Here is a 23055-nt window from a genome sequence, read left to right as displayed (position 1 = left end):
TTATTCTTCTTCAACTAACCTGCTCGTTAGCTTAAAAACTATATCGTAGTTCAGGAGCAATCCCCCGGTCACGCTTCACAATGGTACTTTGAATTTGGAAAGGACGAACCCTGTGGTCACAGTTCTTTTTTGTACACTAGGGAATACTATTTTTATAAGGGGTGTATCTTATGGAGTTATTAGTAATGATTATATTATTCTTATTAATATTAGTTATCTTTTTATTCACTCGAAAGGACAAGGATCAAGTGCTAGAGAGTTTTTCCTTAGGAGACTTTTTACATCAAAGTAATCTTGAACACAAGGAAACAACTATTATCACCAAAATAAATGATTTTTTCGATTCTGATAGTGATGATGGCAGTGGAGACGGGATTGATGATGGAGATGGTGGTGAGTAGTAATATACCAGCGATTTGGATATCAGTTTAAATAGAAAAAAACACCAACAATCGGTGTTTTTTTTGTCATTATAACTGCCCCTTCTTTTGCATACCATTAGCACGTATGCTGGAAGGTTTTTTATAGTTTAGCTGCAGAGTATTATCAGGGCAGAAACAGTTTCCAATTCCCCTCGGATATAACTTCTACCGCTCCGTCAATCACTTTAATGGCGGTTTGATCATCAATCGCATACGCCGGCCCCTTCATCCCGGCGGCCCATTTCTCTGCGGCGGCCATAGTATTTCCTGGCAGCATCTCATTATCGAGGTGGGGAAACATTGCAAAATCAACTAGTCCCAGCGTTTCATCACCACCATTGGGTGGCTGCCAGCCAACGAAGTCTTCCCCGATTTTAGGTGCCATTACCATGCTCCCAGCACTCATTCCCACATAGACTGCGCGAAGCGTCGGCAAGAGGTTTGCCATCCCGGATTGCCGCATCCAATAGTTTAGGTAAAGGGCATCGCCGCCGGACACCAGCAGGACGTCCGTCTCCTGGACCAGCGGCACCCAACGTTCTTGGTCGATGCTCGGCAGCGCTGTGAGCTCCAGCACGCCGACGGACTTCCAGCCCAAGTTGACCATGGGATTCTCTTCTTTTCCGCTGATGAACTCCCAGGTTTTGACGCCGGGCCCGACCCAGGGGTGTCCGTACATCGCTGTAGGGATGCATAGAGCGTTGGAGTCTGCAATTGGCTTATCCAACATATCAACCAGCGCGGCATGTATGCTTTTGTTATTGATACCTGCAGATGTGAGTAGAAGTTTCATAACTTTTCTCCTTATCGCTTATTTTCATTATAATGATACAGTTTTTTCTTCTTTAACCATAACTCATAATAAACCACCAAAGTCATTACGATAACAGAAAAATTGTTATCTAGATCAACAACTGAAATTAAGGAAATAAATCTTATTGATCGTTATGTCGAGTAGCTCTAATAATTTCAAGATATTGTGTATCTCCTAACCCATAATGTTTAAAATTTTTAAGTAACGCTACCATAAGCTCTTTTTCTGGAAGATCTTTATGCTTGTGAATATTCATCATGAGATCACTGTCATTATTAAGGTAGTTTAAATATAACTCAATTCCCTTCTTCAAAGGGTCTGGTAAGATATTTTCAGGCATCATTTTATCAATCAACACTTGTTTATAAATTGCATTATAACCCTTCGCTTTTAAGGTAAAATGACTCATAGGCTCGAATTGATCACCGACTATACTAAGATCAATAGTACCTGTAAAATCTGTTTTGTCTAACCAAGCTAATAAGGTTAGTATATTGATTTGACAAAACATATCAGCGTCAAACCATAAAGTGATATGAGTGAATTTTTCACTAAAAAGCGGACCCAATGGTTTCAATACGTTTTCACTATATTGCATTGGAGTTACGTGGTGGACCTTTGCACGTATTTCAATAAACTCATTTGAAAATAGACCACTATACGTTTTTCCATAACACATAGCCTCGTTAAATGGGACCATCAATTCTTTTTCAAGGAAATGTGTCTTTTTAAAATAAAGATACATAGCTTGCCCATTTAGAATATGTAAAGTTCTTTCTCGAATCATCTTATACACCCCTGCTTCATTTAATCTAGTAAACTATTTTACTATTATATTTCAAATCTCACACTGTTTCTGAATTAATTAAATATTAGAGTCATATACTATCCAAGTTTTCGATAAAATCTTAATAAAAAAATAGCCTAATTTCTCCTGCACATTCGAGAAATCCTCGTTAAATGGGACCATCAATTCTTTTTCAAGGAAATGTGTCTTTTTAAAATAAAGATACATAGCTTGCCCATTTAGAATATGTAAAGTTCTTTCTCGAATCATCTTATACACCCCTGCTTCATTTAATCTAGTAAACTATTTCCTATTATATTTCAAATCTCACACTGTTTCTGAATTAATTAAATATTAGAGTCATATACTATCCAAGTTTTCGATAAAATCTTAATAAAAAAATAGCCTAATTTCTCCTGCACATTCGAGAAATTAGGCTATTATTTTTTAATATACTCGACTTCAATTACTGAAATCGTCCTACCCTATCATACTTATTCTGTTGGCATCTCGTTAAAGAACGCGACATCTTCGATAGGAAGACGTGTAGTAGGATGTCCTGGTTTTGCTGCTTTTCCAAGGGCAATGAGCATTACCGGCACAAATTGTTCAGCGATTCCAAAAGCTTCCATGAACTTCGCTTTATCGTATCCACCCATTGGAACAGTATCGTATCCTTTGGACCGCGCGACAAGCATAAGCTGCATAGAGATGAGACCACCATCTGTATAAACGATTTCGCGTGCCACTTCTGGCTTCAGGTTTGAGTACGTGCGAACTGTTCGTTCGATAAATGATTTAGCCGTTTCAACCGGCATAAAGCCCGCTTCAGCTGCTTGGCCGTAAATTTTTTCCGCTTTCTCGTAACTTTTCACATCACCAAGCACCGCAATAACGGCAGAAGCTTCAACCACTTGCTGCTGGTTAAAAGCGATCGGCAATAACTTTTCCTTCAGCTCCGGTTTATCGATAATGAGAAAACGCCATGGCTGCAGATTTGAAGACGAAGGAGCCAAAGTTGCCAGCTCTAGTATTTCGTACATTTCTTCACGTGAGATCTGAACAGCTGGGTCATATGAACGAACAGATCGGCGTTCCCGAATCACATCTAGGAACATTTGCTGTTCGAGTTTTTCCATAGTTTGAGAGTTTGACATAATAATTCCTCCTGGTCATGACTTGATGGTTTAGATTTAACACTACCATTAAGAAAATTTCTATATTAGTAAGGGGGCTTAACCCTCTTTAAAAGATACTTCATCCCTTTGCATCTTACTAAGTTACCTTACTCAGATTATGACGAAATGTCAAAAATAATAAACTTGTAACTTTAACCATTAAACCTATCATTCCGTTCAATTATGGAGGGTAAATGCTGATTTCTCCTATATCAAGATGGATCATTATAGGCAATTCAAACTAAACATTTAAGAAAATCTAATAGAAAAAGCCCAATCTCTCGGCTTTAAAAAATGAGAAATTAGGCTATGTTATTGCATCTAAATGAAATGGTATCTATCGGGACGGATGATGTCAAATGGGACCATGAGAACCGTCCCGGTGGTCACTTTAAAATAATTTTCCTAAATAAAACGGCATTTGACGTCGCCACCAAATCCAATCATGTGAAACATCTTCGCCCCACTCATCAAACCATGCTTCAATTTGTTTTTCTTCAAAGGCTTTTTTTAATGTAAAGTAGGAAGGCAGCCCATCCTGTTCCCAATCTCCCCGTCCGGTACAAATAATGATATTTGCTGAACGGTATCGATCAATAAACCATCCGTCATTTTGATTCCATATGTAATCACTCGGTGAATTTTCGTATACAAGGGGGTCGTTTCTGTAATCCCCAAAAAAGAATCTTACATCGTAAATACCACTAAGTGCAACGGTGGTTTGGAAGACATCCGGGTGTCTCAGGAAAAAGTTCACCGCATGATATGCTCCCATACTACATCCCGTTGTCATCATGGGATCAAACCAACCTGTTTTATGTTTAATAAAAGGAATCGCTTCTGAAATCACATAACGGTCATAGGCTTCATGCGCTAATGCCCGGTCATGCGGCGGTTTTGAGTCGTGCAGCCAACTTTCGCTATCAATACTAGTTAATGTAAAAAATTGAACTTTTCCAGATTCAATAAACTCATGACATGCACCAATCATTCCAAAATCTTCGTATTCCGTATGCGTGCCACCAGATGAAGGAAAAACGACGATTGGCATGCCACTGTGTCCATATCGATTCAAGTGCATTTCACGACCTAATTCGCCGCTCCAATGGTGTAAACGTTCTATATGCATTGAAAAATCTCCTTCCGTTCATGGACAAAAGTAATAATCTCATCGACTTCCTTCTGCGATTGTGCATTGATCGCATAAAATTGGTTTCCTTGTAGAGCTGCAAATGCATCTGGCATGCGCTGTGCAAACTTCACCCTGTCACCAAATTTTTCATAAATAGCATTTTGATCATGTTTATACTCATACGCATCACGCTGAGTGATACCAACACAGTACTGGTTTTCGGCATGTGACTCCTTACATTCTCCACCTGTCACAAGAGAAGCATATATTGCAAATAAATCAATGGAGTACGCAAAATTGTACATATCAATCGTGTATCCTCCAGCCAAGCGGTTATTGTATTCAAGTGCAATATAATCCCCATTTGCTAATTGAAAAAACTCAATATGGAAAAAGCGTTCTTTCATGCCAAAAGCTTTCACAATCGCTTTACCATACGTTTCGAGGTTTGGATCGATTTCTTTTTGAATCACATATGCCATATCCAACTGACCCTTAACCAATTCCAGAGTCGGCACATTATAGGTAAAACTTGTTTGAAAAACTATGTTTCCTTCCTGATCTACTAAACCATCATATGTACAAAGCACGCCTCCTTCGACAAATGGCTCTAAGAAGTATACTTGTGCTTCTCCCCATTCTTCTTCAAAATGACGTATATCCTCTTCTGAACTTAACTTAAAGGTGGCAGCGGATCCTACTCCATTATCCGGTTTCGCGATAACTGGCAATCCTAACTCCTCAATGGCTAGAGCTAAATCCTGTTTCGTTTGAACGACTCTCCCTTCCACAACCGGCACTGCTGCTTCTTTAAACAGCTTCTTCATTTCAGATTTATATTTCACTTTTCTCAAATCATTGGGTTTATTACCGTACACGTTAAACTGCTCCCGCAACTGAGCATCCAGTTCCAGCCAGTATTCATTATTTGATTCAATCCGGTCAATAGGACCATGCTTATAAAATAAAAACGCAACCGCTCGTTTTACTTCGTCTACATCTTCTAAACTATTCACACGATAATATTCTGTTAAAGAGTTTTGTAATTTAGAACCTAATTGGTCAAATGGCTCTTCGCCAATACCTAAAACATTGACACCAGCGTCTTTTAAACGATGAGCAAATGGCTGAAAGTTAACTGGATAATAAGGTGAAATCATAATATAATTCATCAAAAAAATCCCCTTCTTTAGAATCAAGTCATTTATCATTTTTTCACAACTAAATTACATCCAAACTGTGAAGAACTATTTTAATAGTTTCCTCACATTCTCTTCCATCAAGACCAATTCACACTTAAATAACGTAAACATTCAGGCAAGTGTTTTGCCCAGGCTTTTTCATTGTGTTGTTCATCCGCAAAAATATTTAAACGAATGCTATCAATTGGAACAGAGCCTTTAATAAGTTGTTTATAATACTTAAGCGTGCAATCAATATATGCCTGCTTCATATTTCCATATATCAATTGTCGATCGGCATCATCGCCTTCCTGTGTCCCAACTTGAATGTACACGCGTTGTTCAGGATCCAACTTTTTTCTAGCAATATAACGATCAAAGGCTTTACTAGTAATCCAATTAGCTAAAGAAAAAATGCCTATACCACCAATTTGATCTTTATATTCAATTCCCATAAAAGCTGAAATATTTCCTCCAAGGGAACTGCCGATCATCGCTGTATGATATTTATCTGATTTCGTTCGGTAATGCGTATCGATAAAAGGCTTCACGACTTTCATGATAAACTCAGCAAACTCTGCGCCTCTTCCGCCTAGATCAAAATCTTCAGGAAGCGGGCTTTCAGTAATTTTCCAAGGCGTATATTCATTAATTCGATCTTGTCCAGCATTATCTATCCCAACAATAATCATCTTTGGTAAATCGGGGTTTTGTTTAATGGCCGGAATAACTTTCCATGAATACCCGCTATACGATTCACTACTGTAGAAAACATTTTGTCCATCATGCATATAGACAACTGGGTAATATTTAGAACCATCTTGGTCATAATTTTTCGGCAATAAAACCCGCACACGACGACTTTCATTTTTATAAGACATAGGTAATGAATGTGATTCTAATTTTAAATAAAAATAGGATTGATTCATTTTACCATCCTCGCTCTTTTGCTAATACATTAAATATACTGAATAAGTTTAGTATTCACAATATTACAAACTAATATTTTCTAATAAAACATCAAACTCATTAACATAGACTGCGTTTCCTGTTATCTCTATATCATAATGATCCTCATTTTTAGCAACTCGAACCATTACCTGTCCGTCTTTATCAATTTCCTGCCCCTGTTCTACAATAAGGTTTAGTGAATTTTCAAAATTTCCAGTTATGTATTTCGCATAATATGCCCCCATTACCCCTGAAGCCGTTCCCGTCACCGCATCCTCTATCGTACCTGAAAATGGTGAAGAGAAGTGTCGTCCGTGCATGTCAGCATTCTCTCCATAGGTTTCTAAACAAAAAGGATGAATGGATGCTTTTGGCATCTCCTTTAAGATAGAAGGAAATAACCTATTGTTGGGCTTCATTTTCTTAAAAGCAGCAAGTGTTTTTATTGGAAGTAAAAGTGTCCAAATTCCTGTACTTCCATATAGAATTGGTAATTCATCATCAATATCCTCTTTTGTTATTCCTATTGCGTTAGCTAATTCTTCTGAAGAACCTTTAAATTCTTTGAACTGTGGTGAGGACTGTTTCATCGTTATGCAGGTTTCATTATCTGTCATCGAGTTTATCTTTATTGGTAACAAACCTGCTTTTGTTTCAATTGTAAAATGCTTTTTATCTTCTAGCAGGCCTCTCGTTTTTAAAGCATATATGGCAGCCATTGTACCGTGACCACAAAGATTCATTTCATGTCCCGGTGTAAAATACCGTATTCGTATTTCCGCAATGTCTGAATGAACAATAAAAGCAGTTTCATTAAAACCTACTTTTCGAGCAATTTCTTGCATTTCCTCAACCGTTAAGTCATCTCCATTTAAAACAACCCCTGCTGGATTCCCTTTATTAGGCTCCGTACTAAAAGCATCATAATGATAAACCATTACCGATTTCACTAGTAAATCCCCCTTTAATAATTACTTCTATAAAGATCAAAAAAAGAAGCCTTTCTCCTTGGATCAACAAACGGTAAGTTAATAGAATTCACGTTGCAGTGACTTTTTCTATTAAATCCTCTATTGAACCTAAGCATTTCTCTACTTCAGGTAAATGATAAAATGTAGTTGTTGTTTCAAAATTATCAATATCACCATTCGGTGAATAAAGATATATTTTTTTACCTAGACCAAGTGCTAAACCAAGTTCAATATGACTTCCTTTTCCTGCTGGTAATAATACAATGATGAAATCTGCTTCTTTTACTGCATTTTTCTCTTGGCTGCCAATCACCTTTAAATCATCTAATGTTGAAGCCCTTTGGTTTTTAGTCCAATCATATGTTTGTATGAAACCTCTATTTTTTAAATAATTGGAAACATAACGAACTGTATCTATGTTATTAAAACTGGATGCTACATAAAATTTCTTCATAATTGCCCCCATCGTCATTGTTTTGCTGAACATATTTTACCATTTAAGTTCAAATCTTTGTTGACCAAATCTACCCATTTGTTCAATAAGAAAGAGCTGCCATTATGAAAGCCCCGATCTTTAACTCTTGCTCCCGGTTAATCTGCCACGTTACCATTCTGCCCATTAGCGGAAAAAAGAAAGGAGTTGCCTCAGCAACTCTTTCTTAAACTCCAGCTCCCATATAGTTGAACAAGATATGTAATACACCTTACATTTCAAAAAAGTTTTGTCTTTCTACCCTGCAAACTCTAAGAGAAAAACTTTTATACCATTTTGTTTTTCCATTTTCCTGTGCTACTCTATGAGCTGCATTTTCTTTCCATTCTTTTATGGAATCTATAGATTCCCAATATGAAACTGTAATTCCTACCCCCTCATCACGAGCACTTTCCATTCCTAAGAATCCCTTCTGCTGAGAAGCCAATTCTACCATTTTGTCCGCCATTTTTCCGTAACCTCTGTCACCCTCCGTTCGCTGTGATGTAAAAATCACTGCGTAATAAGGTGGTTCAGGAGTCTTTGCAATTCCACTCATATTTCGTTCCCCCAAGGTAAGCAATTTTTGAAATTCTTCCTTTTTCTATTATAAATTTTATTCTACTAAACTGCTCCTTTTGTTCAAAAAGAAAAGCCAGCTGTTTTCACAGCAAGCTATTAAAGCAATTTGCCCTCAGTTTAAGTACATTATTTAGCAATTTGCTTAATGCTAATATTATTAAACGCAATCTATAGAGAATGAACTCCTTCACACCCTCAATCATGCTTCTACAGTTTAAGACCAATCTACGCCGCTCCAAGAGGATTGCAACTTTCGCAACAAAACAATTTGGCCGATATGATAAGTATCATGCATCATGATTTGGCTCAGTAACCGTTCAATCGAGTCCCTGTTCGGTGCATACGGGGCTTTTATCTTGTTATCGTCAAGTTCCGCAATGACCGTTTTTAAATTATTCATGATTTCATTAAGGCGCTCTACTGTCTGGGCCCACCCGATTTCGTCTTCTGGATTCCCCGGATTTCCAAAGGTTGCTTCATTGTCTTCTGCCTTATGTGGATTCTCTATGCCCTTAATTCGATGGATTATGTCATCATTCCAAAATATTAAGTGGTTAACAATCTGCCAAATCGAATTGCTATTTCCGGAACTTGTCCATGCTGCCTCAGCTGCGATGACTCCTTGAAGTGCCTGATCCATAGATGCAAACCAATCATTCTCATGGAAATGCATATCGAGTTGATCTAGAAATATATTGGTTATCACTTGCATACACCCATTCTCCTCACTGTTTAATGTAAATCATTATGACTTATTCGACTCATCCAGATTTTATTCCTTCTTCATGACAAATAGAGTACCTTATAGGCTCGACCTTTACTGATTTTAAACCTGAAAACAAAAAAAAAATCGTTCATTGTAATAGGTAAGGAAAAGGTTTGAATTGTTCATCTTTCACTTATTGATCTGGGACATTCTGCCGCAGCAAACCTATCTTTAGGCATCCTTCAAATTTTTTGATGCATCTTATTTTTTATGAGGAACACAGCTATGTATAGAAAACCTAAGACTGCATAAAAAGACCAGATTGAACCTTGTTGTAACTGAGCGATTAAGTGTTCAAATTCATTCGTATCCTTTGCTCTTCCCATACTATTAAACATACTAATTATTGGAACAGTAATTGTTAGAACAATTGCAATTACTGATGTGCCTAACATTTTTTTTCGAATTACATTAGAAAATCCAATTCCTAATGTTACAAATAAAAATAAGTAATAAAAAAACCAAACCCAACTTGGTAGTGTCTCCCAATACATGCTTTTGCACCTCACTTTATCTATATACTTCTCCTATATTTTACATTAATTTTCCATTAATGTTCTTTTTTCTTCCACTAATTTGACATGATAGTGAAACAAAACTAGCCGCCATTTTTGGTTACTAGTTCTTGAGCTATTTGGACCAGTTAGTTTCTGTTATGCGAAGAAAATAGTTCCAGTCCAGATAATTTAATTCTTTGTAAAGATTGTAGTGAAAACTTAAAACAACGTTGACAAGCATTAGAGCATAAATATAAAAAATAGAAAATCAACTTTTAATTGAAGGAGGATTTTATGATGGGTATTTTTGCGAAAATCATTTGTAAATTTAAAGGTCACGTTTATGAAGAAACAAATCAGAGATCCGATGGATGGGGATATATTGCAACTTGGTTTTTGTGTAACCGATGTGGTCATGAAAAATTAGAAACTATCCGGGAGGATTAGGTTTACTTTGGTTATCAAGTAATGGTGTCTTCTACGGAAAAGGACAGGTTGGTTGTTTAATCTGTCCTTCTATTTTTTTTATCCCTCAATATAAAAATGATAACCGTTAACAATAAGAATGCTATTCCAATCTAAAGTTTTCACTACAGCTAAAGACTTTGATACATCCTCCTGCAAAACATTATTTTATATTTTTTATTAATTTAGCTAATTCTTTTATCCCCCAAGTAGCTAAAAGTAAAGAAACTGCAACTATAGCTAATACAATTAAAATACCAATTATATTTCCCATTCCTATTATCACCCCTTACAATCTATTAACGATGTTAATTATCAGACAATATAAATTTAATTTCCTTTGAAAATGACTAAGGTCGATTATACAAGGTTTCGACATAAACTTATATCATTAACGGTACCTTAGTGATATAAAAATAAGGAATCGCCTCAGCCATCCCGATCTTCACAAAACATCCGAAATAATTAGTAAAATATTCCAAATTAACAAATTATACTTTATAATATCTTTTAGGGATATGTATGCCAATAAAAGGAGGGGGATGGAATTGTTGCGAAAATGGGCAAAGTTTAACCTATATGTCTTTGCACTTCCGTTAGCATTATTAGTATCACTACTCTTTGAACCAAACGGAAATCTGATTAGGCTCACTCTTGATACAGCCAAAGATATGTAATGCTTGTTCTTGCAATACTTATTAAAACGCTTGGATTACCAGGCGTTTTAAATATGATGTCTTTTAGTATCTCTACGTGGTTATTAAAAACCTAGGAACACAAAGTACGATAGCCATTATTATTTTTCTTTCTAACATGCCCGTTCTTGAAGAATCAAAAAGCGATCACACGCTATTAAAGAATCCCACTCGTTAGTGCAATAAAGTTATTTTATAAACCTAGTGCTGGACAACCTTTGTTTTCAATTTCTTCTGAACCAAAAATCTGATAGAAATAATGTTTTTCTGGTTTTCCTTCCTCTTGAATAGCTCCGGTCGCTCCAAATTTTATTTTTTCCTGTGGTAATTCTTCTAGTATTTCTCCTTTTTCATCAGCATAAAACGCACGTAATTGATAGGCTCCAGAATGTTTATCATTAACCCATCCAAAATCAAAGGGCGAAGAAGTATTTAGAATTCCACTCTTTGGAACTTTATAGACAATTTCATTGTTTTTTATTTTTAGTGGTTTTGCACCTTCCACATTGTAATTAATTACTACACATCCTTCAAAACCAGAAGGCAATATATATGTTTGGTCTACTCCTTCTTGATTAACAAAAAACTCATACATTAATCCTAAGAAAGTTAGAACTAACACTGCTATTACAATTTTTGTTTTCAACAATCCCCAGCTCCCGATCTAATAATCAAATTCAACTAAACTGCATTGTTACCAAAAGAAGAAAACCCAAAATGTAAATTTCTTAATGATACTTTATTCAACATTTCAAAGGGTATGTCCTTGTTATATTTGAGATTGTTTATTGAACTAACTTGCTTCATGTAGAAAATATCTTTCGCTTCAAGCTCGCATTAACTTGTTAATCAAAACGAAAAGACATTGATTTAAGTTAATGGATCAAAAAAGAGGGATGCTATAGCGTCCCTCTTTTACATATCTAATCAGATCAAATCCAAAAACGAACAAATCGTTAAGATCCCTTTATCAAAGTTCTCTAAGTTAAAATGTTCATTCGGAGCATGGAGATTTTCATCCGGCAGCCCGAATCCCATTAAGACAACAGGCGTATTTAAGGTATGGTTGAAATCCGATACAATTGGAATCGAACCACCTTCTCTTTTATAAACAGGTGCCTTTCCATATACCTGTTCATAGGCTTCAGCCGCTTTTTGGATCATCGGATCATCGATTGGAGTTAAGAATGGATTCCCTGTATCTTGAAGGGTCACTTTTATCGTGCAGCCTTTTGGCGCTTTTTCTTCTAAATGCTTTTTAATTAAGCCCTGGATTTTTTCTGGGTTTTGATTATTGACTAGGCGGCAGGTGATTTTGGCATGTGCCTCATTCGGAATGACGGTCTTTGTGCCTTCCCCCTGAAATCCTCCCCATATCCCGTTTAATTCTAATGTTGGCCGGGAATTGATTTTCTCAGGATAAGGATAATCGGTTTCCCCGCCTGTTAATTCTGTTAAACCTAACTGTTTTTTTAGCTTTTCTTCATCAAAGCCCAGTGCTTTAATTTGTTCCTTCTCAAAATTTGTCAATTCTAAAACATCGTCGTAGAACCCTTCAACGTTTACCTTTCCGTTTGCATCATGAAGAGTAGAAAGTAGCTGCACTAACAAATGGTTAGCATTCTGAACTCCGCCGCCGAACATGCCGGAATGCAAATCGGTATTAGCCGTTTTAAGAGAAAACTCGAGAGCAGCCAGACCTCTTAAAGAATATGTAATCGCAGGAACTCCACGATCCCACATATCCGAATCGGAAATAATCACCACATCGCAAGCTAATTTTTCTTTATTTTCGGATAAAAACTGCGGAAGATTAGGACTACCGATTTCTTCCTCACCTTCGATACAAAATTTAAGGTTTACCGGTAATTTATTCTCTAGTTTCAGTAGTGTTTCAACTGCTTTGATATGTAAGAATGTTTGACCTTTATCATCTGTTGCCCCTCTGGCATAGATTTTTTCATCTCGGATCTCTGGTTCAAACGGAGGAGTTTCCCATAAGTGAACCGGATCAACAGGCTGTACATCATAATGACCGTATACTAATACAGTCGGCGCATTTTCCTGATGAAGCCAATCTGCATAAATAATCGGATGACCTTTTGTTTGTACGATTTCAACGTGTTCCATTCCAATGCTTTCTAACTTATTCGCGATCCAGGAAGCTGCTTTTTGAATGTCCTCTTTATGCTCAGATAAGGAGCTGATGCTTGGAATGCGCAATAATTCTTTTAATTCCTCAACATTTTGCTGATGTTGCTTGGATACAAAATCAGATAATTGACTCATATTCTCACCTATTCTTTTTTATTTTCTATTCTATTTTACACAATTTTTAGGAAGAAAATAGAAAATTAGCTCTTAAAATTGAAATTGTTATTATCTTATAAAACCCAGCTAACCCCGATATGAAAAACTAAAGGGGAATTCATAATGTATGAAGAATAAACGGAACAATTCCGGCTAAATTGGGAAATACCCATATTTCCTTAAAAATAAAGGGAGTTTTTCCACCTATCTTATCAAAATCATTGGATTTTAGCTTATTTAAAGTCATTAACCGGAATATCTCCGCTTAAATTTGCTTCATAGGGCGCTCAAAATACATTAGCCGGAAATTCTCCGTCTATGGTTTCTCATTTCTACAAGGGGGTATAAACGATTGGATCTTATAATGGAATATTCTCACTTTATACTCAATGATGTGTTAGGATAGGAATGTACGTTCTGAGAAGGAAGGATAAAATATAATGTTAAAGTCTAACGTAGATGTAATAAAACTAATTCAAAGCGATGAAAAAATGATGGAGATAATAAAGGCTGCAAGCACACTGAATTTACCTGACTGGTGGGTCTGTGCAGGATTTGTGCGTGCAAAAATCTGGGACACCCTGCACGGATTTAATAAAAGAACTGAGACCCAAGATGTTGATGTAATCTATTTTGATCAAGAAAACGTGGATGAGAATTTTGAAAAGGAACTAGAAAATAAGCTAGTAAGCATGATGCCTTCTATACCTTGGTCCGTGAAAAATCAAGCAAGAATGCACATCATAAATAATCTTCCTCCCTATACCTCTTCGGTAGATGCCATTTCAAGGTTTCCTGAAACTGCGACAGCTCTTGGGATAAAGCTCGACGAAGAAAATAATTTAGTTCTAACTGCTCCTTGGGGATTAGAGGATGTCCTCCATTTTGAGGTGAAACCTACTCCATATTTTACTGAAACAAAAGAACTTGCTGCCATTTACGAGGAGCGATTAGTGAAAAAGAATTGGAAATCTATATGGCATAAGATTAAGGTCAATCAAATTAATTAGACGGATTCTCCCTTTTAATGGATTTTTTATGCTCTTCATAAAATATTAACCAGTTGTTAAATTGGAATTTTCAATTATAAAAAATTGCCTTGATATATTTTTCATTATTAAGATAACGAATATTAATAAAAAGAAATTTAAGAATATACCGCTCTATAGTGATGCTCATACTAAAACTCCCTTTGTATTAACCTATTTGAATATCTTTTGCGTTTTTTTCAAATATTAAAAATTACTTCCAGCATGGCATGATCACTTGCTTTTTCGATTCGTGCTTCATGCAGGTACTCTGCCTGGACTGGATGTACCTCACTCGAAGCAAATACATGATCGAATCTTCTCTTCCATGTTTTTTCCTTCATTTTTAATAGCCAGCTGAAACCTTCCTATGAATATCCATACAGATTGCGGTACACATCTTCTAAGCCATGTTCTTTCAGTCCTGTGATAATGTTCCTCTCACCCTTGTCCCATCTTTCATTTCTACGCCCAGGTTTGTATTCACCTTTACTATTCCTGTTGTATGCCCACGAGATTACCTCACCGGTCGGCATTTCTTCCTGAGGCATATTAAAATCACCAGTCAGTATTCAATAAGGGTGTTTTTCTTCGACCAAGGTTTGAAAAATTCCTTCCAGCATTTCAATTTTAATCCAGCCATTTGAACTTCCTGGTGGAATGTGAGTGGTATGGACCATCACAGGTAAAAGAGGTGTATGTACCATTACAGATAAAAAACGTTCCGGCCATGGTATCAGCTCTCCGCCAATTGCAGGATGTGATAAATCCCATTTTGAAGCGATTATTAAACCGTATCTTCTTGGCCCTTTTAAAAGAGAAGAACCTTTGCCAAAGTCTGTGCTGCAAACAATATGTTTTAACCCTAAGGATGGCAGCAGCTCTTTGAAAAGCGGTGCTGTTGTCTTTGTTACTTCCTGCAGTGTAATGATATCTGGCTGAAGGGCTGCCAAATGTTCAATCTGTTTTGGCAGCATTTTTACCCTCCCAGCCACATTCCAAGTGATTAATTTCATCTCAAAATCCCCTTGTATTTACCAGCTTATTAGCTAAGATGATATCCATAATAATCATTTATGTTTCTAATTTTTCCCCAGGACCCAAAGTTACTCATTCTTTAGAGCTTCTCTACACAAAAACTCTGAATACATTGTGTGTAGGTATCATTTCAAATTCTTAGTTCACCTCGATTGGAAGCTGAAATACAAAAAACTTCCCCTTTTTAAAAAAGGGAAAGGAAGATGAAACGTATTAATTATTTTATACACCCATTAAATCCCCAGTTCGACACAAACCCCCATCTGCTCCAGATATTGATTTTTTCCTTTTTTGCTAGATTTTCCTCCTTCCTAAATCGTTCAAGGTATTTATAGGGTGGATTCATGATATAAGCCACTCGTGCGTAGCCTTCTTGCAGCAGTGTTCCTTGAATCGATACTCCATCGACATACACATAGGCTAACAGCCGTCCGTACGAATCTCTTGTGTTTCCCTGTTCAAACTCCAATGTTACTTTTCCGCCTTTTACGAGTTCGCTATTCCGTAAGAATGCCTCCTTTGCATAAAATTGAACACAGGTTTTTGGACTCTTTGATTCTGGTGTATCTATCAATATATAGCGCACAGTTTCTATTTTCCCATTCACAGATACTTTAATGGTGTCTCCATCGATGGTCTCAACTACCTTTGCAGGGATTTCACTTACTTGATATTGACTCATCGAAAGGGTGACATTTTCTACATTCTCTAATGGTACTGAATAGAGTGCTATTCTGGCAGCTGCAGCAATCATGGCGATGGCTCCCGTTCGTTTTTTCAATTTCACTCCCTCCTTCTCTCATTACTCCCTTGTAAAATACCCCGCAATGGCTGGAAAATCCTCGAATTCCCTCCTCATGTCCCGGAACGAAATCACATCCTTTCCTCTATAAAACTGATAATCTAGTAAAGATACATGACAGTTCAAGGGTTTTCGTTGAAATGTTTCTGTATAGAAGTGAATGGCCTCTTCCCTCGTGGCTGCAAAGATATAAACAAAATCCTTATGGTTCATTTTCAGTGAGTAAATGCAAATTTTTCGAATACCTAAGACATTCTTATCAAACAATTCCTTTACTTTCTGAAGGTCTGCTTGGGCTCTCTCTAATTGGGTGGAGTCGTCATCTAATGATATTTTCTTTTCTGAAAGTAAATAGTAGATAAAATGGGCCATTTGGGACATTTCATACTCTAAACTATATAGGTAGAGATCCTTCACTAACATGTATTAACACCTCCTCTGGTGTCATCTCTTCTTGAATAACCGGATTACTCCAAGAAGCTGTCCGTACCAATCAATACTTTGCCATGATCCATCACAAACCTCCCTCCTAATCAATTTGCCTTCACAGTTTATATATGGAAAATAGGACAAAAAGGACAGGGTGAGAGTGACCGCGGGGACGGTTCTCATGGTCATGACCATGAGAACCGTCCCTGCGGTCACTTGTGGTCACTTGGTGCTTGTTCTCAACAGATGCGGGCTATGATAGACTTAGATTGTTGAAATTTTCCAATTGAGCAAATTAAGAGGAGATGTCACATTGAAATTAAAAGAGGAAAAATTTGATTATTATTCAGAGACAGGAAGATTAGTAATAAGACCCTTAAAGAAAGACGACTATGAAAATTGGTTAAATGAATTTGAAAATCGTGATCCATCTCAAAATCGCCACGACCAAGGAAAAATTGATATGAGTGAATGTACTCTTGAGTGGTTTCACAATCTAGTAGATAAACATCAGGAATCAGCAGTTAACGACATTGCTCACGTCTTTGGTGTTTTTAGAAAAGAAGACGGTACACATCTAGGTATGGTTGATTTTTCAACCTTAGCAAGAGATGAGTTCCAATGGGGCAGGATCGGGTATACCATCCATAATCAGTATTGGAGAAAAGGTTACGGCAAGGAAGCTGTGATTGGAGCTCTAAATATTGCATTCAAACAGCTGAAATTCCACCGTATAGAAGCCCATATTAACATCGATAATACACCTTCTATGAAATTAGCTGAAAGTGCAGGTATGGAATTTGAATGTATTCGTAAAGGTTTTATATACGAAAATAATGAATGGACAGACCATTTAGTATATTACAAGAACTCGTGACCATGGGCGAGACCAGGTGTCCATCGTGTCCATCGGGAGGGTTCTCATGGTCATGACCCATGAGAACCCTCCCTGAGTCCCTTCGAGGAAGCCCAGCACACTATCTATTCTCGTATAAACCAAACCTTCGATATTAAGTTATCATTGACTTCATATATAGCCATCAAACTCGTGCTTTCTCCGGTTGTTCCATTGGTTGCAATTTCCCAATCGATTACTTTATTACCAACAATCGACCGATTTTTTATGTCCGCAAACATTTTCTTTTTGAAAGTTTCCGTATACCTTTCAATCAGTGCCTGCTTGCCACTTAATGTAATGGTATTATCAGGGAAGGTGTAAACGGTAATATCGTCAGAATATGTACTTGCAAAACCTTCTATATCTTGACTGTTATAATATTCTATTTGCTGTTGAACTACTTTTTCAATTGGCATTTGTTTGACTCCTTTATATTTTTTTGGGACCATGGGGACGGTTCTCATGGTCATGACCATGAGAACCGTCCCTGCGGTCACTACTCTTCAATTATTACCCCAAGAACATCCTCGAAAGCAATACGTTCAAATTCTCCGGGTGCTACCTCAATACGAAGCTGAAAGCTAATCGGATCAACATAATGAATCCTGCCTGTAATTGTTTCTGTAAACCCCTCGTTCCAAACCTTAATCTTTACCGGGAGATTGTATTCCATAGCATAGGCGATATTCCGGTCAAATTCCTCCTTTTCATATTCGTCAAGTAATGGTTTCGATATCCGTTCTTGGTCCTTAAACATGGCAGCAGTCATCTCAAAACCCAACGGAATAAAAGACGCTGGCTGCCATTTCTTTTTCCCTCTGTCCCGTATTGCCATTACATTCCCCCCCTAACTATTATATACAAACATACGTTCTGTATGTGTATAAAAGTTCGATATGCGCAAATTTGATTAACATGGTGACGCCCGGTATTACAACCTATCAAAATATATGAAATACAAAAATGACTAATCAGCTAATTGATTAGTCATTACTGTATTTCAATATGTTTTAAACTTCATTTTCTTCTTGATAAGAATACGATTCTTCTAGAAGCCTTTCCCACTGTTCATACAAGGCATTAGCTGTCTCATAATCTTCATATTCTAATGACAGATCTTCTTGTAGTTTCTCCATTAAACGAGTGCACATTCCTTCCCAGCCCTCTAAGGTTTCCTCTTCAACAAAGTTCGATAACATCGGTTTTGTTCTATTCCAATCTGAATAAAGGATGGTACACCATTGCAATAAATCATTACGGTATTGGTTTAGTTCCTCCCTTTTCATATATAGGTCAGATTCACTCATCAGCTCGTCTTGTAACTCCTCTTCCCAATTCTCTGCCTCGAGTTGGAATTGCTCATCCATTTCTAAAGAATTTACAGAATACACTTCGATTTCTTCTTGATCAGCATTTAGTTCTCTATACAAGAGCTCCATTTGTTCAGATAAACTTTTCACCGTTTCATGACACCATTCCAACAAATCTTGACGATATTGCTTTTGTCCATTCATTTTATACATCCCCCACCCAGATTGAATAATTTCATCATCCACATTCATCATGGAAATGGCTCTTACTACCTATAAATGAACCACAATCTCATACTATGTTCCACGATTGTCCAAGGATTAGGCTATTACCCATAGGTACCTATCACGTTATTTTAGTAATTAAATGGAGAGCCTATCCAATATGTCGGACCCCATTCTCTAATCATTAAAAATTAAGGAAATTACAACATATACCAAGGGGGAAAAATAAAATCACCTTCCATAATTGAAAGGTGATTTTATTTATGATATTGGATGTGAACCATTTTTTTCCATATTCTTACGAGGAACTTGTGCCAGCTCTAATTTGTTCTTAATATATAGAGTTGAAATGAATAAAAGGTAATCTTCCATTCATTAATCATTTCATAATGACCATAAAACGACAGTTACCCTGTCGTCATTAAATTCTGCTTGAACATAAACACCCATTACTATGTTTAGGTTATAGTTTAGTTTTCTCTAATAAAAGATACATCATCTACCCTAATTCCATTCGGGGTTTGATTAAACGCTATTGGATCCTCTTCCAATGTATTTGTTCTGATAGTCACTATAGCACCAGTAGTACCGTTTGGAGATAAAGAAGTTAATAATTGATGATAATTCCATCCACCTTCTCCGTTAGTATCTTGTGTAAATGCCAATACATTAAACTCGTCTGGAGTACCTAAAGGATTACCCATTATATCTATAAACTGTACAGATACATTAGTTCCAGAATTATCTGATATATCAATACTAAAATCTATATTTGGCGATGATAAGAAAATTCCTAATCTATATACCATATTTGGGCATACTAAATCCTCAATTGTTTGACTAATACTAGATCCTGGTTCTAATTGTGCTAGAAATCCTCCCTCATGAGGTCTAACAGCAGGAAATTGATCTACCACTGCTGGAAGTACGCTTACAGTTCCAGTAGTAATCCACGGTTCTAATCCTGCTTCGAATCCACCATTCTCAATTAGATCTGTTTTTACACAAAAACGTTTAATCCCCATAATTAATCACTACCTTTCAATTGTATTATACATGCTATGGAAATAGGATGTATTTGCTTGTACTATTAACTAATTTAAAGGGAGGATATCATTAAAGTATGACTTTATGGGGCGTTTACTTGAGTAACCCTATTAGTAACAAGAACAAAGAACCATACCAGCCAATCAACTGCTTACAAATTTCGTATTGATCGTTTACATAAACAATTTCTTCCTTTTGATAAACCATTCTAAACAGGTTCTACCTAAATTTGATGAAATTTTTCAACTTTTCATTTGTTCACTTATAAATCTTCCCATCGTTTCCAAGTATCTTTGGGATTTACCTTATAAAGTCCGTTATTTCTTGACATAAATCCATTTACTATAAATTCTCTTCTGATTGTGCAAAAATCTGAATGAGATTTCATGATATATTCATTGAGAGCTTTTTCTGTGTATATTTCCTTCCTATTCAACTTACTAACTAAGTGTTCAAATATAATCAATCTTTTCTTTAATTGTGACGGGATCGTTTTTAGATGTCCTTCCGTATTAAAAAAATTATTTAACACTTCGAGTCTATAATTTTCTTGTTCCATGTTACTCCCCCCTACCGACTATTGAAACTGAATATCCATTTTTTCCTTCTAGTTTATTTGTTGTGAATTATTTCGACAAAACACCTAACATGTCCTGTCACTTTTATGTAAAGTGTGAGTCGGACGCCTTTTTCTGTAAGTATATTTTTAACGTTCTCTATTAAATGCATCACTATAGATTTTACGCAGCTGAGCTGAGTTATCGTCCCACTTAATTGGAATTCTGTTTATGATTTGTCCCAATACATCCAGACATCTATGCCATCCTGCAGCGGTATTAACTGCCCATGTATCATCGGTAAAGGTATGGGTAAAGATCATTCGACAACCATTATCCTCTTCCCGCAATGAGATGTTTATCAGATCATCCACTTCCCGGAAACCAAATACATAAGGCTTTTCTAACTCGGTTATGGTACCCTCATATGTCGTTCCTTCACCGTCATTAAAGGCAATTTTGCCGCCCTGTCTAAGATCCATCTCCCCAGTTGCAAAAGGATACCATTCTGTAAAGGAACCAGGATTGGTAATCCCGCGGAAAACATCTACAGGATTATATGGAAAAAATCGTTCAAATCTTAAAGCATATGTACCATTTAACTCATGTAGTGTGCCATATTCTTTCATCATTACATCCTCCTTTTTATACTTGAAGCCTGCAATTACCCTCTAATTTAGAACAGAAAATGATCAACTATACATATCTGTATTGCCATCAATGATGCTAATAACCCATTAATTAATTTGAGCCTTCACTTTTTATATCCTGACAATTCTCCTTTGAATGGCTAGTGTAACAAGATAGTTGTAAACCATATGAGCAACGATGGAATCCCACACCGTTTCAGTTTTAAAGAGGTACACACCTTTATTTACTGCTTCCACACAAACATTAATAACCGATTAATAACAACAGCAATTATATAAATCCATGCAAGTTGTTGTTTACCGGCAGCATATAGTGCTATGGCTGGGATTCCGAACATAATAATTTCGAAGAAAAGATGTAATACCATCGGCAATTTAATTATGGCTTTAGGTGACCCGAATACACCCCATACAACCGCAATGACAATTGGCGCTCCACCCCCTGTTATCAGCTTCATTATTCCATTGCCTGTATGAAACCCCCAGTATCCAACTGCTGCTAATGCACATAGCTCTAATAGAAATCTAATTGCTAGATTAATATTTTGTAGTACTGTCACAATAAACCCCCCACCAAAATTATGTTGCCTGTTCAATAAAAAGGAATCCACCCGCTGGTTCATTTATCTCATTTTCTTTAATAGATCAATAATGTAAAATAATTGAGTAATAATAAATGACCCCAGTAAAACGAAAATGGTTCCTACAAGAATCCCAATGTCACTAAAAATATCCCCAATTAATGCCGACAATGTAATAGTGAAAATCACAGTAATCAAAATCGTTAGGAAAAAAATACTCACGTAACGCCCCATTTTTTGATTTCCTCCTACACCATTATTACTTATAATTCTACAGATACTCCCTCAATTAAATTTAAATGTTCTATGAAAAAACATCTTATCAATGCAATTTGCAGTCCTTTTCACCTTAATTTCACGCTGTAATACCTCATACCTTTTGGAATTCCCTTGATTTCAAAAATCCCCTGATATATCAGGCTTCTCAATCTGTATTCTAAAAAGGTGTCTCCTACATTATGATCCAGCTGACCAAGCACTTCGCCGATTATCCTTGCTGATTTCAGAAAGTCCTTTTCTTTTTGTTTTGAATGCAAGTGATGAGCAGCGGTCACGATCATTTCATCGAAATAATCTTCATTTACAGTTTTGAGTTTATTATTCTCCCAAATTCGTACTAACCCTTTAGACTGTGAAAGACTTATCCAGTCTTTTTCAAATTGATTTCTTTCCTGAACACTTAATGGCTTATATAATTTCTCTTGATAAATAACTTTTAATTTCTCAGGATTAACCTCGCCCGTATAGTAATAAAAATACCGGTATTCACTTGTATTAAATAATTCCTGGTAAGAAATGGTTGTATTGAAAAGGTAAATGGAATTCGTTTTCCCTTTAAGCAGGTATAATAGATAGCATAGTCCCGTTTGTTCATTTGCATTTTCACCAGTCCAAATGATAATTGGAACATGATCTGGTATTGCGTCTATTTCTGAATGAGTATCTAGAAACCTATGTGTATACTCTTTTTCAAAAAAATCATCTTGATCATTCAAATGATCCCTCAACCATTCATATCTCAGGTTACGACCAACTTCTTTATGAAGCTCCCAAATGGGCCCAACAGCGAAGAAATCAGGAAAGCCAATTACTTTATTCTCACGTCCTAAACCTACTTTTAGTGATCCTGCTGCCGATTCACCACATACAATATGCACCGCTTTATATTCTTTTTGTAATTCATCATCCATTAATAATCTCTACCTTTAGTTTTTATATGTATTTTACCATAGATTACCATTTGTTACTTGAAATTCTCTTCAGGTTA

At 36.5% G+C, this 23055-nt stretch carries 32 protein-coding genes; 4 read left to right on the top strand and 28 right to left on the bottom strand.

The genetic code is table 11. The annotated features are described in order from the left end of the window. The first annotated feature begins 170 nt into the window (after positions 1 to 170). Positions 171 to 401, top strand: coding sequence for a hypothetical protein (locus SFC47_RS06670; RefSeq protein WP_411253455.1), 231 nt, complete (start codon positions 171 to 173; stop codon positions 399 to 401). 145 nt (positions 402 to 546) lie between these two features. On the opposite strand, the gene SFC47_RS06665 is transcribed toward SFC47_RS06670, so the two are convergent. From SFC47_RS06665 to SFC47_RS06610, 12 genes are all read right to left on the bottom strand, one after another. Further along, complete coding sequence (locus tag SFC47_RS06665; protein WP_411253454.1) at positions 547 to 1215, bottom strand: Type 1 glutamine amidotransferase-like domain-containing protein; 669 nt, start codon at positions 1213 to 1215, stop codon at positions 547 to 549. Positions 1216 to 1357: 142 nt separating this feature from the next. Further along, on the bottom strand, positions 1358 to 2023 hold the full coding sequence (locus SFC47_RS06660; RefSeq protein WP_411253453.1) for an AraC family transcriptional regulator: 666 nt from the start codon (positions 2021 to 2023) through the stop codon (positions 1358 to 1360). Between the two features lie 78 nt (positions 2024 to 2101). After that, positions 2102 to 2293, bottom strand: a complete 192-nt coding sequence (locus SFC47_RS06655; protein ID WP_411253452.1) for a hypothetical protein — start codon at positions 2291 to 2293, stop codon at positions 2102 to 2104. A 224-nt stretch (positions 2294 to 2517) separates the two neighbouring features. Beyond that, entirely contained in the window at positions 2518 to 3180 is a 663-nt protein-coding gene (locus SFC47_RS06650) for a nitroreductase family protein (RefSeq protein WP_411253451.1), read from the bottom strand. 412 nt (positions 3181 to 3592) lie between these two features. Next, complete coding sequence (locus tag SFC47_RS06645) at positions 3593 to 4330, bottom strand: esterase family protein (RefSeq protein ID WP_411253450.1); 738 nt, start codon at positions 4328 to 4330, stop codon at positions 3593 to 3595. Further along, positions 4321 to 5505 (bottom strand): ATP-grasp domain-containing protein, encoded by a 1185-nt coding sequence (locus SFC47_RS06640; protein WP_411253449.1) that lies wholly within the window; start codon positions 5503 to 5505, stop codon positions 4321 to 4323. Before SFC47_RS06640 ends, SFC47_RS06645 begins: the two co-directional genes overlap by 10 nt. A 107-nt stretch (positions 5506 to 5612) precedes the next feature. Beyond that, a complete protein-coding gene (locus tag SFC47_RS06635; RefSeq protein ID WP_411253448.1) occupies positions 5613 to 6443 on the bottom strand; it encodes an alpha/beta hydrolase in 831 nt (276 codons plus the stop codon). 63 nt (positions 6444 to 6506) lie between these two features. Next, positions 6507 to 7415: a PhzF family phenazine biosynthesis isomerase gene (locus SFC47_RS06630; RefSeq protein WP_411253447.1), complete on the bottom strand. Its 909-nt coding sequence runs from the start codon at positions 7413 to 7415 to the stop codon at positions 6507 to 6509. 88 nt (positions 7416 to 7503) lie between these two features. Further along, on the bottom strand, positions 7504 to 7890 hold the full coding sequence (locus tag SFC47_RS06625; RefSeq protein ID WP_411253446.1) for a group-specific protein: 387 nt from the start codon (positions 7888 to 7890) through the stop codon (positions 7504 to 7506). A 250-nt stretch (positions 7891 to 8140) separates the two neighbouring features. Then, complete coding sequence (locus SFC47_RS06620) at positions 8141 to 8467, bottom strand: antibiotic biosynthesis monooxygenase family protein (protein ID WP_411253445.1); 327 nt, start codon at positions 8465 to 8467, stop codon at positions 8141 to 8143. Positions 8468 to 8704: 237 nt separating this feature from the next. Then, positions 8705 to 9202, bottom strand: a complete 498-nt coding sequence (locus tag SFC47_RS06615; protein WP_411253444.1) for a DinB family protein — start codon at positions 9200 to 9202, stop codon at positions 8705 to 8707. A 236-nt stretch (positions 9203 to 9438) separates the two neighbouring features. After that, on the bottom strand, positions 9439 to 9651 hold the full coding sequence (locus SFC47_RS06610; protein WP_411253443.1) for a hypothetical protein: 213 nt from the start codon (positions 9649 to 9651) through the stop codon (positions 9439 to 9441). A gap of 1115 nt (positions 9652 to 10766) precedes the next feature. On the opposite strand from SFC47_RS06610, the gene SFC47_RS06605 reads away from it, so the two are divergent. After that, positions 10767 to 10895, top strand: coding sequence for a hypothetical protein (locus tag SFC47_RS06605; protein WP_411253442.1), 129 nt, complete (start codon positions 10767 to 10769; stop codon positions 10893 to 10895). Positions 10896 to 11106: 211 nt separating this feature from the next. Here SFC47_RS06605 and SFC47_RS06600 read toward each other — a convergent pair whose 3' ends face one another. Both SFC47_RS06600 and SFC47_RS06595 read right to left on the bottom strand, forming a co-directional pair. Further along, on the bottom strand, positions 11107 to 11559 hold the full coding sequence (locus tag SFC47_RS06600; protein WP_411253441.1) for a DUF6843 domain-containing protein: 453 nt from the start codon (positions 11557 to 11559) through the stop codon (positions 11107 to 11109). Positions 11560 to 11840: 281 nt separating this feature from the next. Further along, positions 11841 to 13202: a dipeptidase gene (locus tag SFC47_RS06595; protein WP_411253440.1), complete on the bottom strand. Its 1362-nt coding sequence runs from the start codon at positions 13200 to 13202 to the stop codon at positions 11841 to 11843. A 461-nt stretch (positions 13203 to 13663) separates the two neighbouring features. Between SFC47_RS06595 and SFC47_RS06590 the strand changes: the two genes are divergently transcribed. Then, the gene (locus SFC47_RS06590) at positions 13664 to 14233 is read left to right on the top strand and encodes a nucleotidyltransferase family protein (RefSeq protein ID WP_411253439.1); all 570 of its coding nucleotides are present in this window, start codon (positions 13664 to 13666) and stop codon (positions 14231 to 14233) included. A gap of 218 nt (positions 14234 to 14451) precedes the next feature. Here SFC47_RS06590 and SFC47_RS06585 read toward each other — a convergent pair whose 3' ends face one another. From SFC47_RS06585 to SFC47_RS06565, 5 genes are all read right to left on the bottom strand, one after another. Further along, on the bottom strand, positions 14452 to 14595 hold the full coding sequence (locus tag SFC47_RS06585; protein ID WP_411253438.1) for an endonuclease/exonuclease/phosphatase family protein: 144 nt from the start codon (positions 14593 to 14595) through the stop codon (positions 14452 to 14454). Positions 14596 to 14619: 24 nt separating this feature from the next. Then, a complete protein-coding gene (locus SFC47_RS06580; protein ID WP_411253437.1) occupies positions 14620 to 14802 on the bottom strand; it encodes a hypothetical protein in 183 nt (60 codons plus the stop codon). A 21-nt stretch (positions 14803 to 14823) separates the two neighbouring features. Continuing rightward, complete coding sequence (locus tag SFC47_RS06575) at positions 14824 to 15267, bottom strand: endonuclease/exonuclease/phosphatase family protein (RefSeq protein WP_411253436.1); 444 nt, start codon at positions 15265 to 15267, stop codon at positions 14824 to 14826. 239 nt (positions 15268 to 15506) lie between these two features. Then, entirely contained in the window at positions 15507 to 16070 is a 564-nt protein-coding gene (locus tag SFC47_RS06570; RefSeq protein ID WP_411253435.1) for a thermonuclease family protein, read from the bottom strand. A gap of 21 nt (positions 16071 to 16091) precedes the next feature. Beyond that, positions 16092 to 16514, bottom strand: coding sequence for a hypothetical protein (locus SFC47_RS06565; RefSeq protein WP_411253434.1), 423 nt, complete (start codon positions 16512 to 16514; stop codon positions 16092 to 16094). Positions 16515 to 16833: 319 nt separating this feature from the next. Between SFC47_RS06565 and SFC47_RS06560 the strand changes: the two genes are divergently transcribed. Continuing rightward, positions 16834 to 17397 carry a GNAT family N-acetyltransferase gene (locus SFC47_RS06560; RefSeq protein WP_411253433.1) on the top strand — a complete coding sequence of 188 codons (564 nt, stop codon included), beginning with the start codon at positions 16834 to 16836 and terminating at the stop codon, positions 17395 to 17397. Positions 17398 to 17501: 104 nt separating this feature from the next. Here the strand turns inward: SFC47_RS06560 and SFC47_RS06555 are convergent, their stop codons facing one another. The 9 genes from SFC47_RS06555 to SFC47_RS06515 all read right to left on the bottom strand — a co-directional run bounded on the left by SFC47_RS06555 (position 17502) and on the right by SFC47_RS06515 (position 22978). Further along, positions 17502 to 17834: a nuclear transport factor 2 family protein gene (locus tag SFC47_RS06555; protein WP_411253432.1), complete on the bottom strand. Its 333-nt coding sequence runs from the start codon at positions 17832 to 17834 to the stop codon at positions 17502 to 17504. 80 nt (positions 17835 to 17914) lie between these two features. Next, the gene (locus tag SFC47_RS06550) at positions 17915 to 18253 is read right to left on the bottom strand and encodes a YolD-like family protein (RefSeq protein WP_411253431.1); all 339 of its coding nucleotides are present in this window, start codon (positions 18251 to 18253) and stop codon (positions 17915 to 17917) included. A 175-nt stretch (positions 18254 to 18428) separates the two neighbouring features. Continuing rightward, positions 18429 to 18983, bottom strand: coding sequence for a hypothetical protein (locus tag SFC47_RS06545; protein WP_411253430.1), 555 nt, complete (start codon positions 18981 to 18983; stop codon positions 18429 to 18431). Positions 18984 to 19423: 440 nt separating this feature from the next. Further along, positions 19424 to 19978, bottom strand: coding sequence for a hypothetical protein (locus tag SFC47_RS06540; RefSeq protein ID WP_411253429.1), 555 nt, complete (start codon positions 19976 to 19978; stop codon positions 19424 to 19426). 284 nt (positions 19979 to 20262) lie between these two features. Beyond that, a complete protein-coding gene (locus tag SFC47_RS06535; protein WP_411253428.1) occupies positions 20263 to 20559 on the bottom strand; it encodes a DUF2087 domain-containing protein in 297 nt (98 codons plus the stop codon). A gap of 147 nt (positions 20560 to 20706) precedes the next feature. Beyond that, positions 20707 to 21189, bottom strand: a complete 483-nt coding sequence (locus SFC47_RS06530; protein WP_411253427.1) for an SRPBCC family protein — start codon at positions 21187 to 21189, stop codon at positions 20707 to 20709. 242 nt (positions 21190 to 21431) lie between these two features. Continuing rightward, a complete protein-coding gene (locus SFC47_RS06525; RefSeq protein ID WP_411253426.1) occupies positions 21432 to 21767 on the bottom strand; it encodes a YrdB family protein in 336 nt (111 codons plus the stop codon). A gap of 63 nt (positions 21768 to 21830) precedes the next feature. Further along, positions 21831 to 22022, bottom strand: coding sequence for a hypothetical protein (locus SFC47_RS06520; protein ID WP_411253425.1), 192 nt, complete (start codon positions 22020 to 22022; stop codon positions 21831 to 21833). Between the two features lie 110 nt (positions 22023 to 22132). After that, entirely contained in the window at positions 22133 to 22978 is an 846-nt protein-coding gene (locus tag SFC47_RS06515) for a DUF1835 domain-containing protein (RefSeq protein WP_411253424.1), read from the bottom strand. Between the last annotated feature and the right edge of the window lie 77 nt (positions 22979 to 23055).

Source organism: Neobacillus niacini (genome assembly GCF_046591715.1).
In the GTDB taxonomy this organism is placed as follows: Bacteria; Bacillota; Bacilli; order Bacillales; family Cytobacillaceae; genus Neobacillus; species Neobacillus niacini_L.
The sequence above is the reverse complement of the archived record's forward strand: the minus strand, read 5'-3'. Positions and strand labels throughout refer to the sequence as shown.